Source organism: Paraburkholderia sp. BL9I2N2 (genome assembly GCF_004339745.1).
GTDB lineage: Bacteria > Pseudomonadota > Gammaproteobacteria > Burkholderiales > Burkholderiaceae > Paraburkholderia.
The window spans coordinates 128,080-145,697 of the sequence record NZ_SMGP01000006.1 but is presented as its reverse complement, the minus strand read 5'-3'; the positions used below and the strand labels follow the sequence as shown (position 1 = coordinate 145,697).

At 60.2% G+C, this 17,618-nt stretch carries 15 protein-coding genes and 2 pseudogenes; 13 read left to right on the top strand and 4 right to left on the bottom strand.

The genetic code is table 11. The annotated features are described in order from the left end of the window. The first annotated feature begins 90 nt into the window (after positions 1-90). A complete protein-coding gene (locus tag B0G74_RS44270) occupies positions 91-1,932 on the top strand; it encodes a tannase/feruloyl esterase family alpha/beta hydrolase (protein WP_132384201.1) in 1,842 nt (613 codons plus the stop codon). Between the two features lie 185 nt (positions 1,933-2,117). Further along, entirely contained in the window at positions 2,118-2,438 is a 321-nt protein-coding gene (locus B0G74_RS44265) for a hypothetical protein (RefSeq protein WP_165924061.1), read from the top strand. Positions 2,439-2,518: 80 nt separating this feature from the next. On the opposite strand, the gene B0G74_RS44260 is transcribed toward B0G74_RS44265, so the two are convergent. Next, a complete protein-coding gene (locus tag B0G74_RS44260) occupies positions 2,519-3,304 on the bottom strand; it encodes an IclR family transcriptional regulator C-terminal domain-containing protein (protein ID WP_132384197.1) in 786 nt (261 codons plus the stop codon). A gap of 407 nt (positions 3,305-3,711) precedes the next feature. On the opposite strand from B0G74_RS44260, the gene B0G74_RS44255 reads away from it, so the two are divergent. From B0G74_RS44255 to B0G74_RS44215, 10 genes and pseudogenes are all read left to right on the top strand, one after another. After that, positions 3,712-4,188 carry a class I adenylate-forming enzyme family protein gene (locus tag B0G74_RS44255; protein ID WP_165924060.1) on the top strand — a complete coding sequence of 159 codons (477 nt, stop codon included), beginning with the start codon at positions 3,712-3,714 and terminating at the stop codon, positions 4,186-4,188. A gap of 57 nt (positions 4,189-4,245) precedes the next feature. Further along, a protein-coding gene (locus tag B0G74_RS44250; RefSeq protein ID WP_132373085.1) for an IS3 family transposase occupies positions 4,246-5,420 on the top strand; the annotation gives its coding sequence in 2 pieces (ribosomal slippage) (positions 4,246-4,516 and positions 4,516-5,420; 1,176 coding nt in all). 42 nt (positions 5,421-5,462) lie between these two features. Continuing rightward, positions 5,463-6,041: pseudogene (locus B0G74_RS47620) on the top strand (AMP-binding protein); the annotation flags it as partial. 153 nt (positions 6,042-6,194) lie between these two features. Continuing rightward, positions 6,195-6,560 carry a hypothetical protein gene (locus tag B0G74_RS47615; RefSeq protein WP_279388658.1) on the top strand — a complete coding sequence of 122 codons (366 nt, stop codon included), beginning with the start codon at positions 6,195-6,197 and terminating at the stop codon, positions 6,558-6,560. A gap of 97 nt (positions 6,561-6,657) precedes the next feature. Then, on the top strand, positions 6,658-7,437 hold the full coding sequence (locus B0G74_RS44240; protein WP_132384191.1) for an enoyl-CoA hydratase/isomerase family protein: 780 nt from the start codon (positions 6,658-6,660) through the stop codon (positions 7,435-7,437). A gap of 95 nt (positions 7,438-7,532) precedes the next feature. Further along, positions 7,533-8,594, top strand: coding sequence for an ABC transporter substrate-binding protein (locus tag B0G74_RS44235; RefSeq protein WP_132384189.1), 1,062 nt, complete (start codon positions 7,533-7,535; stop codon positions 8,592-8,594). A gap of 206 nt (positions 8,595-8,800) precedes the next feature. Next, complete coding sequence (locus B0G74_RS44230; protein ID WP_132384187.1) at positions 8,801-9,562, top strand: enoyl-CoA hydratase/isomerase family protein; 762 nt, start codon at positions 8,801-8,803, stop codon at positions 9,560-9,562. A gap of 290 nt (positions 9,563-9,852) precedes the next feature. Beyond that, positions 9,853-10,920, top strand: coding sequence for an ABC transporter ATP-binding protein (locus B0G74_RS44225; RefSeq protein WP_132384185.1), 1,068 nt, complete (start codon positions 9,853-9,855; stop codon positions 10,918-10,920). Between the two features lie 145 nt (positions 10,921-11,065). Further along, positions 11,066-12,085, top strand: a complete 1,020-nt coding sequence (locus B0G74_RS44220) for an IS110 family transposase (RefSeq protein WP_132384432.1) — start codon at positions 11,066-11,068, stop codon at positions 12,083-12,085. A gap of 286 nt (positions 12,086-12,371) precedes the next feature. Further along, positions 12,372-14,153 carry an ABC transporter permease subunit gene (locus tag B0G74_RS44215; RefSeq protein WP_132384183.1) on the top strand — a complete coding sequence of 594 codons (1,782 nt, stop codon included), beginning with the start codon at positions 12,372-12,374 and terminating at the stop codon, positions 14,151-14,153. Between the two features lie 322 nt (positions 14,154-14,475). Here the strand turns inward: B0G74_RS44215 and B0G74_RS47305 are convergent. The 3 genes and pseudogenes from B0G74_RS47305 to B0G74_RS44205 form a co-directional block, all read right to left on the bottom strand. Beyond that, positions 14,476-15,406, bottom strand: a pseudogene (locus B0G74_RS47305) (alpha-hydroxy acid oxidase). After that, a complete protein-coding gene (locus B0G74_RS46120) occupies positions 15,403-15,564 on the bottom strand; it encodes a hypothetical protein (protein WP_165924059.1) in 162 nt (53 codons plus the stop codon). Before B0G74_RS46120 ends, B0G74_RS47305 begins: the two are co-directional and overlap by 4 nt. Before the next feature lie 10 nt (positions 15,565-15,574). Further along, positions 15,575-16,294: a thiolase family protein gene (locus tag B0G74_RS44205; protein ID WP_165924058.1), complete on the bottom strand. Its 720-nt coding sequence runs from the start codon at positions 16,292-16,294 to the stop codon at positions 15,575-15,577. A gap of 277 nt (positions 16,295-16,571) precedes the next feature. On the opposite strand from B0G74_RS44205, the gene B0G74_RS44200 reads away from it, so the two are divergent. Next, positions 16,572-17,585, top strand: a complete 1,014-nt coding sequence (locus B0G74_RS44200; RefSeq protein ID WP_132384179.1) for a LacI family DNA-binding transcriptional regulator — start codon at positions 16,572-16,574, stop codon at positions 17,583-17,585. Positions 17,586-17,618: the final 33 nt, after the last annotated feature.

Below are 17,618 nucleotides of genomic sequence, written 5' to 3'. Positions count from 1 at the left end.
GTACGCGCAACGGAGTCCGTGTGGGCAAAATAAGAACGCGCCCTGCGTGTTCTATTGTCATAAGCATCGTAAGACATTGGAGATTGGAAGATGACTTATAAGTGCCGTGCAGGAAAACCGGGCGCCTGGACTATATTTTGTCTGCTGTTAGGCACCTTGTTGGGTTTATCTATTTCCGGCTGCGGCGGTCACGACGATATCTCGCCATCGGCGCAGCAATCAGCATTCCTAACCTGTGACGACAGCATGAAAACGGCTTTCAAGCCAGATGCCAACACAACAGTTGTTTTTGTCAAACAGTTCAAGGCCGGATCGTCCTACGAGCTTGCCAACACCCCCGCATCACCGACTCCGCCAGTCGCCGCAACCGACGTGTGTCTGGTGAAGCTTGTCGTGGGTCCGGGGAATCCTGGACCAGCGGGGGCACCGTCTACTTCTGCTGGGATCGGCATTGAGGTCTGGCTGCCAACGGCTTCCGTATGGAACAACATCATCAGGGCGACAGGCAGCGGCGGTTGGGCGGGTGGCGCTGTTTCGGACCCGACTCAGGTGGCAACGAAGTCCCTCTACCTGGCGGCGGTCAATAAAGGGTACGTGGTGAGCGCGTCCGATCACGGCCATGTCATTCTGAACAACGGATCGTTCGCAATGAACCCGGATGGGACTATTAACGCTGTTTTGTGGCAGGACTTCGCTGAGCGAAGCATGCACGAAATGGCGGTCAAGACCAAGGCGCTTGTGAAGGCATACTACGGGCGCGCACAGACCTACGCCTATTGGGATGGGTTTTCCACCGGAGGACGCCAAGGGTTCAAGATTGCGCAAAAGTATCCTAGGGATTTTGACGGAATTCTCGCTGGCTCACCGGCTTTTAACTGGAGCAAGTTCATCACCGCCGAGCTTTATCCGCAGATTGCCATGCAACAGTCGCTGGGCGCACCTATCTCGGCAGCGAAGCTCGCTTTCGTCAGCGGCGCCGCCGTCAAATCCTGCGATGCCATAGGCTTGGGCTATCTGCTCAATCCGATGCAATGCCGCTATGATCCGGACAGAGATGTCAACGTACTTTGTGCGGGAGCGGCCGGCAATGGCGTGACAGGAGCCAGCACGAACAGCGCATGTCTGACGGCAACCGAGGCGCACGTCGTCAACCAGATCTGGTATGGACAGACGACGGATGGCAGCGTACCGGACCCTGCGGTCGATAACGGCAATGCTGCAACTCTTGCCGCGAACCAGCTATGGTACGGACTGACACGTGGCACGAGTCTCTCGTTGTCACTCGCGGGTGTCACCCCTTTCAGTATCGCAACCGATCAGGTCGCACTGGAGTTGCAAAATCCCGCCTATGCGCAGGCGACGTTTGTCAACGCGACGGGCAACGGCGCAAACAAATGGAAGCAAGTCGGGTACAGCGATCTGACTAATGCTTACGCGCAAGGCATTGCGCTGCAGCCCTCGTTTAGCAACATCAACACCGATGACCCCGACTTGGGCGCTTTCCACGCAGCGGGTGGCAAGATCCTCACTTATCACGGACTCGCAGATGACAAGATTTTCCCGGAAGGATCAATCAACTATTTCGAGCGCGTTGCTACCCAGATGGGTGGGAAAGCGCCCGTGCAGTCGTTCTACCGTCTGTTCCTGATTCCAGGGCTTGCGCACGACAGCGGTTTCGCAACCAGCGCTTCCATAGATCCGACTACCAATGCACAGATCAACGCGGCGAAGATGCCATTGCCACAACCAGCGGCTGGCCGGGATGAGATGTTTCAGGCACTGCGAAATTGGGTCGAAAAGGGACAGGCGCCGTCTGAAATCCAGGTGAGCTCCGCGGACGGAACTGCATCGAGGGCGCTTTGCCTGTATCCGGAAACCGTGCATTACGTCGGTGGTCCTATCAGTTTCCCGGCAAGCTACGCGTGCCAATAAACCGATAGGTTTCAGCTAAATGCCGTCTTTCCCACGGATCTCGGGGCAGGCTTCCGACCCGCAAAATGCAGGTGCGGCTGCAACGCCCGGTCGGGCCATTCTGTCTTTGCCTTGGCAGTATTGAGGGTCGGCCGGAATACGTGAAAAACCCGCTACATGTTCGGATAAACGGCGGAGTGACGTCGGTGCGATACGACTACCTCGATGGCACGGGTCTGCAACTGACAAACGTCGATCTGAACGGCACGTACAAGCTGACACCTGCGCTCGTGCTCCGCGCAGGATACGTGCTGACGCAGGGCACCTATCATGATGCTGCAGGGGCGCGGACATGGGACATGGGTAGTCTAAGCCTCGACTATCCCCTGTCGAAGCGCACGGATGTCCATGTCTATGAGGCGTATCGGCTTGCCAGCCAAGGCTCGCATGCGGATATCTTTGGCTTCTCGCCGTCGAGCACGCAGGCGCAGAATCTGCTGACGGCTGGCGTTCGGCATAAGTTTTGATCCGTCGGAGAAGACACGTTACGCTTGAGACGCAGGTGGGCATGGCGCGCCCCGTGCCCTGAGGTCATTTCGCCGTAGTACTAAGCCCCCGACGCGGCCTGCGCCGCTGCGATAACCTGCGGCGCCAATTCTGTTCTCGCCGCATCGAGGCTATAGCGCGACGTTAGCGTGGAGAGGTTAATCGCGGCGATAGCGCGGCCAGCGTAATCATAGACCGGTGCCGAAATGGAAATGCTACCTTCGTCGAAGCTCTTTTCCGTTATCGCGACACCCGCTTCCCGCACATCGTCCAGGTACGCAAGGACGTCCTCGCTCGACTTTTCACCGAAGCGGAGCCGGGATAGTGAGTCAAGCCGTTCGACCATCCTGGTGAGCTCGGCGGCCGGTCGCTGGCAGAGCAATACCTGTCCCGACGACGATGGCAACGCGACAAAGCGGCTGCCGACCGATAGGGTGATGGAGGCGAGATGAACGCTCGGTACATTGCCGATGACCACAATCTCGTCGTTGTCCAGTTCGACCCACGACACCGTCTCCCGCGTTTCCTTGGCCAACTGGGATAACACGTGGTAGCTGCGCTCAAGTGCCGCGTTGGCTCCAATCATTCCATGAACGAAGCGGAATACTTTCGCCGAAAGCGAATAGAGCTTCGAGGCTGGGTCGCGGCGCAGATATCCCAGGCTGTATAGCGTATAGACGAAGCGCTGCGTCGCGCTTCGGCCAAGGCCGCTAGACGCAGCAATATCAGTCATCGACAGTTGCCGGTTGGATTGCTCGAAACACTCCATGACGCGCATCGCCTTGGCCACGGATGCCACGTACAAGCGCTCGTCGAGTTCAGCCTCCGCCAGGATTTGTCCAGTCAAAATCGCGCTCCATTTCGCTTGTTCCGCCTGACCGCACTGATGTACGGCTTCCGGGTTTGTGTGTCTTCGAACTGCAAATCGTAAGTAAATCCGACTCGCGAGTACATAGACGCGCCTCGTCTCGATCGAACGGTGCCCGGCTGGCGTCTTCCCTCAATGTTGCTCATCGTCAGCGTTGCTTCTTCTGGCATGTACATCTTGTCGACATAGGTATAAACCCCGACTATCCGGGGTTTTTCGTTGGCACTAGGATTCTACGAAATTGGATATCAATTGTCTATATTGGAATGCAATATTTAGACACGTTTGCGATGTTCAGGAAAGCCGTCATCGGCGGCGATCGCGGCGGCGTCCGCCGCGCTGCCCACCGCCCTTAACCGACAGAAAGGCCCATGTCTTCACCTTCCATGACCAACGCTGCCCATATCGATATCGCGCCGGTGTCGGACGAAACCATCGCTGCTTTGCTTACACGTCGGGCGCAAGAGGCTCCTGACGCTGTCTATTGCTATTTCAAGGAGAGTGTCATCTCGATCGGCGAGCTGAATCGGCGCGTCGACCAGCTAGCCGGGTTGCTCCGTGATCGGGGGCTGCGGCGCGGTGATCGCGTTGCACTCATGCTGCCGAGCCACCCGGACCATATCGTGGCAATCTTCGCGCTCGCCAAACTGGCGCTTGTGCGCGTGCCGGTCAACATCCATCTGAAGGGCGCGTCGCTCGCGCACCTGTTCGATCATCTGGCGCCGAATGCGCTGATCGCGGATAGTGAGTATGCTGAACCGCTTCGGCCAGAACTGGCGAAAGTCCAGCGGGTGCTCTGGAGCAAGCCCACTTTCGACGGACTCGCCGAGGCTCCCGGGAGTGAGTTCGCCGATGATGGCTGAGGTCCGCCGGAAAAAGTGGACGCCAACATTCCGTAAAATTGAGGAATGGAGGCATACATGAGTCGAATCCCCAAAGCCGTCTACACGAAGGAATTCCGTGAAGAGGCGGTGAAGCTTGCAATGACCGAGGGCGTTGGCGTATCGGAGGCTGCGCGTCGGCTGTCGATATCAATGAAGACGGTGGCAAACTGGGTGCGTGCTGCGAAGGCAGGCAAGCTGGAACGTGTAGGTCAGCATCAAAAGCCGCTGACGGAGATCGAAGCGGAACTCGGGCGAGTCAAGCGGGAGCTGGCGGAAGTTAAAATGGAGCGCGATTTATTAAAAAAATTCGCGACGTACTTTGCGAGGGAGTCGCGGTGAAGTACGGCGTGATTGAACAGATGCGACAGGACTATCCGGTGCCGCCGATGTGCCGGCTGCTGGGCGTTTCCGTGAGCGGCTATTACGCGTGGCGCAAGCGCTCGCCGTCGTTGCGGGCACAGCAGGAGCCGAGACTGGAGGCCGAAGTGCTGGCGGCGCATCAGCGCACGCGTGAGAGCTTCGGGCCCGAACGCTTGCAGAAGCACCTCGACGAGCACGGCGTGCGGCTCGGTGTTCACCGCATAAAAAGGCTACGCAAAAAGCTGGGACTACGCTGCAGGCAGAAACGCAAGTTCAAGGCGACGACCAATTCGAAGCACGACCTACCGGTGGCGCCGAACCTGCTGAACCAGGATTTCACTGCAACCTCGCCGAATCAGGCCTGGTGCGGCGACATCACGTATATCGCGACTGACGAGGGCTGGCTGTACCTCGCCGGCCTGAAGGATCTGTTTAGTGGGGAGCTCGTCGGCTACGCCATGAGCGAGCGCATGACGAAGCATCTGGTAATGCAGGCGCTGTTCCGTGCGGTTGCATCGCAGCGCCCGGCGCCCGGCCTGATCCATCACACGGACCGTGGGTCCCAATACTGCGCTCACGCCTATCAGGATCTCGTCGGCCAGTTCCGCATGCAGGCGTCGATGAGTCGACGAGGAAACTGCTTTGACAACGCGCCGATCGAATCGTTTTGGGGCACGCTAAAAAGCGAGCTGGTCTATCATCGACGCTTCGCCACGCGCGATGAAGCCAAGCGATCCATCAGCGAATACATCGAGATGTTTTATAACCGGCAGCGCACGCAGGCTCGTCTCAATTACCTGTCACCTGTAGCATTCACGCAGCGATACTATCTGAATCAGGTCGCTGCTTAACCCGTTGGCGTCCACGCGTCTCGACCGACCTCAGGCGGCCCTGACGCCATCATCGCGCTCACCCCCAGTTCGGGTACCACGGGCGCGCCCAAAGGCGTGCTGAAGTCCGATCGAACCTTGCGGGCCGGCGCCCTTGCCATTCTTCGGCTGACCGGCGCGGAGCCCGGCGACACGTTTTTACTGTGGGAATCACTGCATCACGGCGCGGGCGTGGCCGTGATCATTTCCGCGCTGCTTGGAGGTACACGACTGGCGATGGTGGAACGGTTCAGTGCGTCGCGTTTCTGGAGCGACGTTCGCCGTCATCGCGTCACGCACATCCATTACCTCGGCAGCGTGTTACCGATGCTGCTCAAGCAACCGGCACGTCCGGACGATACCGAACACGATGTCCGCATCGCGTGGGGAGGTGGGTGTCCGCGGGAATTGTGGACGACATTCGCGCAGCGCTTTGGCGTGACGATGCGCGAGGGTTATGGGCTCTCGGAACTGATCACGTTCGTTACCGTGAATCCCGATGGTCCGGCCGGTTCGATCGGCAAGCCGCTCGCGCATTACGACGTGATGCTGGCCGATGATGACGGCAAGTCTGTGGGCGTCGGAGAAACCGGCGAAATCACTGTCCGCGCGAAAGTACCCAGCCTTGGGTTTCTCGGTTACTTCGGGAACCCGGAAGCCGACGCGGCCGCACGGCGCGGCGAGTGGTTCTGCACCGGCGATCTCGCGACACAGGATAAAGAGGGCTTCCTGTATTTCGCCGGCCGTAAGAAGGACATGCTGCGTCGCCGAGGGATCAACATTTCTGCGTGGGAAGTCGAACGCGTGGTCGCGGAGCATCCGGCCATTGAGGAGGCCGCTTTAGTGGGCGTGCCAAGCGAGCTGGGTGAAGACGAACTAAAGCTCTTCGTTCGCATGCGCGAGGGGCACAGCTTGCCGCCGGCCGATCTGATTCAGTGGTCCGAAACGAGATTGCCGTATTTCCAGATTCCTCGATATGTCGAATTCATTGCCGAGTTTCCCAAGACGCCGACGCAACGCATTCGCAAGAACGACCTGTCGCGCACCGTAGAAGGGGTGTGGGATCGGCAAGCCTCCGTATATCCAGTCGACACGAAGGGCACCCGGACGGCGCCCCGTTAACGCAACGCCCGACCATGCCGCGTGAGCGGACCGGCCCTGGCGGCGGAGTATTCGACGTTTGCTACCGCAAGCGCCTGCTAACGAACCGAAGGAAATCATGTCTGAAATAGTGATTGAATACCCGCATGCAGGCGTTGCGGTCGTACGCATCAATCGTCCCGAGAAACGCAATGCGTGCAATCAGCCGACCTGGCAAGCGATTGCGGAGTCGTTCGACCTGCTCGAGCGGAACTCGTCGATCCGGCTTGCCATCCTGACTGGGACGGGCGAGCATTTCAGCGCGGGCGACGACATTGTCGCGTACAACGCGGCGAAAGCCGATCCGGCCGCTGCGGAAAAGCACCGCGTATCGATATGCGACGCGTACGACGCCATTCTCCGCGCTCGCTTTCCGGTTATCTCGGCCGTGCGCGGCGCCTGCGTTGGCGGCGCTGTCAGCCTGGCGATGTGCTGCGACTTTCGGGTTGCCGACGACACGGCGCGAGTTTGCATACCAGCGGCGAAGCTCAGCCTCATTTATCCGACTGCCCATATCCAGCGTCTCGTGCATCTGGTGGGTGCGTCAACCGCGCGACGCTGGTTGTACAGCGCCGAATTTATCGATGCCGCGGCAGCGAGTGATGCAGGTTTCTTTGACGCATTGGCAACGACGGACGTGATCAAGGCGGCGATCGATTTTGCGCAGCCCATGCTGGACAAGGCACCGCTCTCGATCAGAGGCAGCAGGATGCAGGTCAATGCGATTTGCTCCGACTCCGTCTCCGAGATGCATTCCGCTATCGATCGGAAGATCGCGTCTATCGAGGAGAGCGTGGACTATCGGGAGGCGGTACGTGCATTCCGCGACAAGGTCGTACCACGCTTCGTTGGGAGCTAGCAAGGCACAGGATGTGCAACCAGAGTGGCCTTTAACCGTTCCTGTCGATTCGCAGCTGATCTGCATCGAGTCAGGATTTCTGGAGAGGTGTGAACATGAGTGGCACCTGCAATTTGCGACGCCGGACAGTCCTGCAGTCGTTCGCCGGACTAGCGCTCGCGCCAGCGCTTTCGCCGGCGTTTGGTCAGTCGGATAAACGCATCATCGTGACGGACCCGGGCGGACCCTACAGCCCCGCTTACCGCAAAGCATTCTATGACCCGTTCGAAAAGGCGACCGGGATTCGCGTTGTCAGCGCGGCGCGCGAGTCGCAGCCGCTTGCGCAATTCTCCGCGATGGTCGAGACCAAAAACTATATATGGGACGTCACAACACTGACGTTGTCCGCGGACGTGCTCCGACTGGAATCCCGCGGGTTTCTCGAGCCCATCGGGCTCAATGGCGCGGAGATGCCCGGATTGCTCGCTTCGGCAGTTCGTCCCGATTGGCTGGGCGTCAATGTCTATGGAACCGTGCTTAGCTATCGGAAGGATCGATATGGCGTTTCCGCCCCGCGGTCCATGCGTGATTTCTGGGATGTCCAGAAATTTCCGGGACGTCGGGCGATGCGACGCAGTCCTCTTGATTCGCTAGAGCAGGCGCTGATGGCAGATGGTGTTCCCGCTGACAAACTCTATCCGTTGGATGTCGATCGCGCATTTCGAAGCCTTGATCGAATCAAGCCGCACGTCGCAGTGTGGTGGACGTCAGGCGCCCAGGCGACGCAACTGCTCCAGACCGGCGACGCCGATATGGTCATCACCTGGAGTTCGCGCGCGCAGACGGCAATCGACAACGGTGCGCCGGTGGAAATCGTCTGGAACCAGGGGACCTACGCGATCGAGGGCTGGGGCATTCCGCGCGGCACGCCGCGTGCCGAATATGCGAAAGCGTTCGTCAAATTTTGCGCTGATCCGGCCAGACAGGCTGTGCTGGCAAACTCGGTTGCGGCAGGACCTACCAACAGGCGCGCCTTCGAGTTCATCTCCCCGGCACGCTCGGCCATTCTTCCGACTGCCCCAGACAATCTCAAACAGGAAGTCAATGTGAACGCCGCCTGGTGGGATAAGAATCGTGAGGCGGTGACCGAGCGTTTCGATACCTGGTTGATCGGCTAAACGATGGATCGGCCACGCACCCGCTTTGCGTCAGCAGGCCACGACGATGGCCTGCACGGCTGGTCTGTAAAACGATCTGTTTCGTGTCCGCCAGTCCACCGCTCGCGCAAATCCATCCACGCGAGCACCGGGCAACTCCGGCCCTGCACGCATTTGCCGCAAGACTCTACTTCTAACCATCATCAACCATGTCAACGAGAGAACAAATGAGCGACGACATTCTTGTCTCAAACCATGGCCGCGTCGCGGTCATTACGCTGAATCGTCCGGCGCGCCTGAATGCTTGGACAACCGCGATGCGCGAAATGATCATCGACGCACTGCAGCGTTTCGACGCGGACGACGACGTCGCGGCGATCATCATGACCGGCGCCGGCGACCGCGCATTTTCGGCCGGCCAGGACCTTTCCGAAGCACACGACTTTGACGGCGAACGTGCAGTCGCGTGGATCAAGGAGTGGGAGCATTACTACACGGTGTTGCGTGGCCTGAAGAAGCCCCTGGTGATGGCGTTGAACGGCACGGCCGTCGGCTCCGCATTCCAGGTGGCGCTGCTCGGCGACATCCGCGTCGGCCATCCCGGCGTACGCATGGGTCAGCCGGAGATCAACGCGGGCATCGCCAGCACGACCGGCCCATGGATCATGAGCGGAATGCTTGGCATGTCGCGCACCATCGAACTGACACTGACCGGCCGCCTGATGGACGCTGATGAATGTCATCGCATCGGCCTGATTCATCACGTCGTCCCGGCGGATCAAGTGTTTGGGAAGGCGCTTGAAATTGCCACGGAACTCGCAGCGAAGCCGCCGGTTGCGATGCGCCTGGACAAGCAACGTTTCCGCGAGATGACAGAGCCGGCTTTCCGCGATGCGATCGAGGCAGGCGTACGCATCCAGCGTGAGGCGTACGACTCCGGCGAACCGGCGCGAATGATGGAGGCCTTCTTCCGCGAACGGGCGAGGTAAGTGGAAGGCGATCATTTCTGTTCATCCTTTGCGGGAGACCTGAGTATGACGCAAGATTTCAACCGGACTCCGCGGCGCTTTCTACGAAAGTCGGCGTCGCGCCGCTCGCGTGCGCCCCGAGCGGCGGGAAGTCGTTCCAATCGATCCAGGCTGCGTGCGCGGCGATCCTTGCCGGGTGTATCGGACCATCTGCGCGACATGCGTTCGTCTAGCCCACGACGGTGGGTCGGCAACCGCCAGAACGCCACCGAGCGCTTCAACAGCCGGATCATTTCCTCAAGAGGGCGGCGATGAGTGCAAAGCTTGAAACAATCGGCATTACAAAAAGCTACGGTGAGACCGTCGCGCTACAGCCGAGCGACCTGATCGTGCAGGCCGGCGAATTTCTGACTTTGCTGGGGCCGTCGGGCTCGGGCAAGACCACGCTGCTGCAGATGATCTCAGGTCTCGTCGCGCCGACCGCGGGCCGCATCGAGATAGCCGGCCGCGATGTCACGCACATGGAGCCGGGCAAGCGCGGCATCGGTATGGTATTTCAGAGTTACGCGCTATTTCCGCACATGAGCGTGTGGGACAACGTCGCGTACGGATTGCGGATGCGCCGCACGTCACGCGAAGACGTCAAGCGTGCCGTCAACGACGCACTTGCGATGGTGCGCATGAGCGACTACGCGAAACGCTATCCGAAGGAATTATCCGGCGGTCAGCAGCAACGCATCGCACTCGCGCGGTGCTTTGTGTACCGGCCGTCGGTGATTCTGCTTGACGAGCCGCTCGGCGCGCTCGACAAAAAATTGCGCGAACACATGCAGGCCGAGATCCGCCGCTTGCACAAAGAACTGGGCGCGACCTTCGTCTACGTGACGCATGATCAGGACGAAGCGCTGACGCTGTCTGACCGCATCTGCCTGATGAACCAGGCACGCATCGAACAGGTCGGCACACCCGTCGATCTGTACGATCGACCGGCTACCCGTTTCGCGGCTGGCTTCATCGGCCACTCGAATCTGCTCGAAGGCGCGCTCGATCACGCGCGCGGCCCGAGCGGCGAAGCGATTCTTCTCACCGCGGGCGGACGCGTGCCGTTGCCAGTCCCGCACGCCGGCGCTGCCGCGCCCGGCGCGAAGCACTGCCTGTTGGTGCGTCCGGAAGCGCCACGGCTAGTTGAGCCGAAGAGCGGCTTTCTGGACGGCACGATCTCCGACATCGTGTTCATCGGTAGCGATACCCGGGTGCAATTGACGCTGGGCGATGGCAGCCATTTGAGCGTCCGTTGCGAGCGCGGTCTGTCGCCCTGTGTCGGCGATACGGTCGGACTCGTCTGGGACCCGCATCGCACGACGCTGCTCCGAGCCTAACGTACGCCAGGGAAATGATATGAACGCCTCCCACCCGTGAGCGGTGGAAGGGGAGCAGGAAGGTGGACCCTCACGGGCCGACGGCATCAAAGTGCCCAAGATGGAAGATCATGAAGGTCTTCACAGGCAAACCGGAGGGTCCAATATGAAGCTTACGACAGTGGGTGTGGACATTGCAAAGAACGTGATGCAGCTCCATTACATCGACGCCGAGACGGGCGAAATCGTGAACAAACCCGTAAAGCGTGCAGCGTTTCTTGAACATTTCTCGAACCGGTCGCCGTGTCTCATTGGGATGGAGGCGTGTGGTGGTTCACAGCACTGGGCCCGCAAGCTTATCGTGATGGGCCACCAGGTGAAGCTGATGCCGGGGAAGTTCGTCAAGGCGTTCGTGATGGGTAACAAGAATGACGCGGCTGATGCGCGTGCGATCTGGATGGCGGCGCAGCAGCCGGGCAAGTCGGTTGCGGTGAAGACGGAAACACAGCAGGCGGTGCTGGGGTTGCATCGGATGCGCGAACAGCTGGTGAAGTTCCGCACGATGCAGATCAACAGCCTGCGCGGCCTGCTAACCGAATACGGTGAAGTGATGGGCAAGGGGCGAGCTGCGCTGGACAAGGCGATTCCCGCCGTGCTCGAACAGCTAGTTGATCGTTTGCCGAAGATCCTGATCGACACGTTACGTGAGCAGTGGAACGGTCTGACGGAGCTGGACAAGCAGATCGCCGAAATCGAACGGCGCCTACAGGCATGGATGAAAGAGGACAAGGCGTGCAAGGCAATCGCTGCGATACCGGGTGTCGGTCTACTGACGGCGACCGCGGCGATCGCGACGATGGGGGATGCGAAGACGTTCCGATCCGGACGTGAGTTCGCAGCCTGGATCGGGCTTGTCCCAAGACAAACGGGTTCGGGCGGCAAGATTCAGTTGCTGGGTATCAGTAAGCGAGGCGATACGTATCTGCGCAAGCTGCTGATCCACGGCGCGCGCAGCGTCTTGTTCCACGCGAAGGAGCCAGGGCCGTGGCTTGAGCAGATCAGGACGCGGCGGCCGATGAATGTGGCGATCGTAGCGCAGGCCAACAAGATGGCTCGGACGATCTGGGCAATCCTGGCGCATGACAGGCCGTATGAAAAAGGGTACGTGAGCGTGAAGCCGGCTTGAATGGCAGACGGCGCGTAGGAAGATCAACTTTTACAGGATGACACGTCGAAAGGTTGCGCTGGCAATCGTGAGTAATGACAAGACAGGTCGGACCGGGACTCGCTAAACCTGAATGATTGGTTGAGCTTCGAGCTCGCCAGGGAAATGAGGTGCGGGTCAGCGGATTTCATGGTGGGCCGCAGCGTATCAGGCTGCAACAAGCCCGGATATAAAGCTGCAACCCATCCTGTCGTAGTCGGAACACACGAAAAACCGTCGCAAACGGGAGGCGTTCATATAAAACATCATGACCGTTGCCCTCGAGGCACATCCGTCGCGCGACACGACGCAACCGCGCCGCTACAGGTGGCTCGCTCAGTCGGTCCGTCTGCTGCCAATCGTGCCGACGTTACTGTTCCTGCTGATCTTCTTCATCGTGCCGGTCGGCGCAATACTGCAAGGCGGCCTTGTCAACGCCGACGGCAATTTTGGGTTTGGGCAGTTCGCGCGCATTGCGCGCACACCCGTCTACGCGAAAGTGCTGTGGATCACGTTTTCGATTTCGTTGATGACCGCGGTGGTTTCGGTGCTGCTCGGCTATCCGGTCGCGTATCTGCTGAGCCGGCTGTCGGCGCGCGTACGCGAGCGCTGGCTGCTATGGATAATGCTACCGTTCTGGACCAGCTACCTGGTCAAGACTTACGTGTGGATGTTGCTGCTGTCGAAGACCGGCGTGCTGTCGACCATCGCACTTGCACTCGGACTCGTCAGTGAAACGAACGGCATCGTGCCTTCACTGACAGGAGTGGTAATCGGCATGGTGCACGCGATGCTGCCACTCGCTGTGATGACGATGCTGCCAGTGATGCGCGGTATTGACGAACGCCTCGCTCAGGCGGCCGAGACGCTCGGCGCCGATCGCGGCATGAGTTTCTTTACCTTGTTCCTGCCGCTGTCGTCCCCGGGCGTGGCGGCGGCCGGATTGCTCGTGTTCATTTCGAGTCTGGGGTTTTTCATCGTACCTGCGTTGCTTGGTTCGCCGAAGGAAACGATGATCGCGCAGCTGGTGATCTCGTCGGTGCTAGAGCTGTTCGACATGCGCTTTGCGGGGGCACTGTCGACCGTGCTATTGCTGTGCTCGATCGTCATCTTCCTCGTCTATGACCGGCTGGTCGGGCTATCGTCGTTGAGCGGCGAGGTGCAGGACACGCGACGCGGCTCGCGTGCGCAAGGCGCGAAGCTCGCGCTGCTGCTGGCGGCGGGCCGGTTGACGGCGCCGTTCGTCAGGCGCCGGGTGACGCGCGATGCGCATGCAGCCGGCGGTATCGGCCCGCTGCGGATCTATTCTTTTGTGGTGCTCGCAGCGCTGGTCGCGCCCGTGCTGTCCGTGATCCCTTATGCGTTCACGACCAGTGACTTCATAGCGTTTCCGCCAAAGCTGTTCAGCTTGAAATGGTTCGGCACGTTCCTGCATTCGCCGGTATGGCAGAGCGCGCTGACCCGATCGCTGGAAGTGGGCCTCGGCACCGCGTTGCTGTCGCTTGTACTCGGCTTCGGTGCGACGCTGGCGCTTACGCGGATGTCGCAGCGGGCCAGCAAGCCTTTGTTCGCTCTGCTGGTGGCGCCGCTGATCGTGCCGCGGATTGTCGTCGCGGTCGGCCTGCTGTATCTGTTCGCGCGACTTGGGTTGACGGGCACCAATACGGGTCTTGTGATCGGTCACACGGTGCTGGCGATTCCGTATGTCGTGGTGACGCTCGCCGCGGGTTTCCGCCAGTTCGACTGGCGACTCGACGACGCCGCCCGCTTGATGGGTGCGTCGCCCGCAAGACGCATCGCAACCGTTGTCTTGCCGCTGCTGATGGCGAGCGTGACGGCGGCTTTTCTGTTCGCGTTCCTCGTGTCGTTTGACGACCTGACGATTGCGATCTTCGTGAGCGGCGGTATCAATACCACGTTGCCCAAGCAGATGTGGGACGACATCCAGTTGGCGATCACGCCGACGCTCGCGGCGGTCTCGACCACGCTGATCATACTCATCGCGTTGATCGGGCTCATTTCCTCAAGGATCCGGCGCATGGCGCGTTAGGTTTCGCAGATCGGGTCGCAGCGCCTGGGCGCTTACCGAGCAGTTCGGCAAGCGCATGGACGTCACTCTAACGGGGGGCTTTGAACGACCAGGCGCCGGCCTCGCGATGAACCCTCGAAGCCGGTATGTCGACTACGCAATGAGCAATGCGAATCGAACCTGCAGTTTTATGGTCCGCAACCGCGCCAACGTCGGACAATAGCCGCGGCGTCTATCTCACCGGGCGACGCGCGCCGATCGTTCCCATCACGGACTGCAACTCGCCGTGCAGCAGTTCGAGAATATGCTCGACGGGGCCGTACCCCCTCTACGCGAGCCCCCTCTACGCGAGCCCCCACAATGCCGGGCGGCCGATCAACACCGCGCGGGCGCCCAACGCCAAAGCCTTCGCCGCATCGGATCCCGTGCGTATGCCGCCATCCACGAGGATTTCGATCCGATGTCCCACCGCCGAGGCGATCTCAGGCAGCGCATCGGCTGTCGGGATTCCCTCCTCGAGCATGCGACCGCCGTGATTGGAGACGATGATCGCGTCGGCGCCGTGCTCGGCGGCCAGAATGGCGTCCTCGGCCGTCATGATTGCCTTCAGCACGACAGGTAGCGGACTCTGTACACGCAGCCATGCAAGATCTTTCCAGGTTAGTCGGGCGTCGTGATCCCAGCACCCCTGACTCGCCAGATGTCCGCTCCTCGGGAAGCCGTGCGCCGGCTGGATGTCTCCGAGCGCGGAAAGCGCGTGCCGCATCGGCCCGTGTACTCCGAGACGGACCGGCATGTTGACGGTCCGGCAGAACGCCCTGCATCCCGCAGCAGCGGCGCGACGCATGATATTGAGCAGGAAGTCGCGTTCCACGCCCCAATGGAGCTGAAACCAGAGCTTCGCTTCTTTCTGGCAACCTGCTCAACGGGAATACTGCTATTCATGCTGAGCACCATGAGCGTATCCGCGGCTCGCGCCGCGTGCGCCGTGGCCGCTCCTGCGTCAAGGTGTATCACGCCGTGGAGTCCGGACGGCCCATCAAAACGGGCAATGACACTCGCGTTCCTAACACGGTCGAAGACAGATCGCACTGACTGACGTTGCGTAGCACGCGCGATCGCAACGCCCAGTCCATCCACGCCATGCGATTGCGCCGGATCGCCAGACCGCTCCCGGCGCCCTGATTGGCAAGGTCTCGTGCCGCTGCCGATATCAGGCGCGTCGCATGCTCTTCGAGTTCGTTGAGATCGTATAAGGTCTTCACATCGCTCATGTCTGCGCCTTGGGAAAAGAATAAAGACTGCGCGTCTGGCTGCTCTGTTGCGGCGTTTGCCTTGCCTCTGCCACTGTGGCAGCGAGCGCGATGAGTTCCATTTCCAGCCGATAGCGTTGCGACGCAGGGTTGTGCCCGGCCAGCCGATCGCCGATCAACGCCGAATCCTCAACCCAGGTCCTTCGAGAGAATATGAATTGTGCAGGCCTGAGCGTCATTGCTTTTGCTAACTCCCATGATCTGCGCAAGCGCTACGCCTGCGCGTCGTGTTTGTCTCGGCCCGGCCTCGTGGCGCATTTGCAGCAGCAGTTCGTCGATCTGCGCGAGCCCCGATGCGCCAGGCGGACGGCCACGTGCCAGCAAGCCGCCGCTGGGGTTGTTGACCGGAATACGTCCGTCGAGCCGGGTTGCTCCGCTATCGATGAACGCGCCACTCTCTCCCCGCGCGCACAAACCGAGCCCTTCGTAATGCTCAAGCTCTGAGATCGTGAAGGCGTCATGCACTTCGACCACATTGATATCCGAAGGCGCGAGCCCGGCCATGTCATAAGCGAGCCGCGCAGCCCGTGTTTCCCATTCCCACCAGGTCAGGTCACGCATCCGGTCATACAGACCCGACGTCAGCACCGATGCCGCAATCCGGGCGGACCGCCGGGGCGCTGCAAGCCGGTCCCGCGAACAGACAATGGTCGCTGCCGCGCCGTCGCCGTTCGGACAGCACGCGTAAAGCGTGAGCGGGGTGGCAACCATCGGTGAATCGAGCACCTGCTCCAGCGTGAATACCTTGTTGAATCCGGCCATCCCCGCACTCCGGTCCGCCAGGTCGACGATGCTTGTTTCTTCGTCCGACGCTGCATCGCCCACGTCCACGATGTCGGTGAGGCGCACGACTCCGGCCCAGGAGGCCAAACTGGCGCGCAGCTGGCGGCCGAGGTTGCCAGCTGCGCCCGTGAGGAGGAGGCGGCCAAACGGTTTCTGTGAGAGGGGCTGCTGGGACATAAAGGGCTTAGTCTAAAGAAAAACGTTTTCCCAATATAGCCGTGAGCGATGGAGGCGTCAATGCTCGACTACGCCTGGAGAAAGTCAGATGCGTTGAGGCGCTGTTCCCTGTGCTCGCCTTCTTTCTGCGACAATCGCATCGCCAAATTCTCAAACCTCCTTTTTCATGAAGAACGCGTCCCCCACGATCCGCGACGTCGCCATGGCAGCAGAGGTATCTGTTGCGACCGTGTCGAAATACGTCAACGGCACCAAACGCTTTTCGCCCGAGGTCGAATCCCGGCTGAAGGAAACGATCGAAAAGCTCGGGTACCGGTCGAACCCCCTTGCGCGGTCGATGATCACAGGCCGCACGCGTACCATCGGGCTGGCAATCCTCGATATAAGCAACCCGCACTTTACGAATGTGGTGAAGGGCGCAAACCGGGTGGCGCTTGAGCACGACTACACTTTGCTTCTTGTCGATACCGAAGAAAACCCGGCGCGGGAACGTGCGCTGATTGAGGCACTTGCACAGCGCGTCGACGGGCTTGTCATCAGTTCGCGCCTTTCGGAGAAAGAATCGACGTGGATGCTCGAACTGAACAAGCCGGTGGTGATGCTGCGCCATTCGCATGAACTGACGATCCCGACGGTTGGCATCGACAACCGCCTTGCAACCTACATGCTGGCCCGGCACCTGTTGAATCTTGGGCACAGGCGAATAGCCTATTTGGGGTTTGGCCAGGCGTCGATTAACGATGAGCGTATCGGCGGTGTGCGTGATTGTCTTTCAGAGGTTGGCCTGCCGCTTGACGTGTACGATGCTCATGCGCCCACGGCACAGGCGGGCGAACAGGTCTGCTCAAAGGTCTTGTTGGGTCCGCAGCGTCCACAGGCGGTGATCTGCTACAACGATCTGATCGCCCTTGGCTTTATGAAAGAGGCCAAGGCGCTTGGGTTCCGGTTGCCCAACGACGTTTCAGTCACGGGCATCGACAATGCTCCCTATGGGGAGTATGCCGAGCCCACGCTGACCACTGTTGATACGCAGAGTGAGAAGATGGGTGAACTTGCGACTCTCAAGCTGGTAGACGCGCTCGCTGGTCGAGCTGATACCGCGCACCTGATCCTTGAGCCTCGTCTGATCGTCCGGGACTCCACTTCGGTCTGTACGGATCTGGCGGCCGATAAGACCTGACTCTTCGAAAACGTCTCACCGCCACCTTCACAA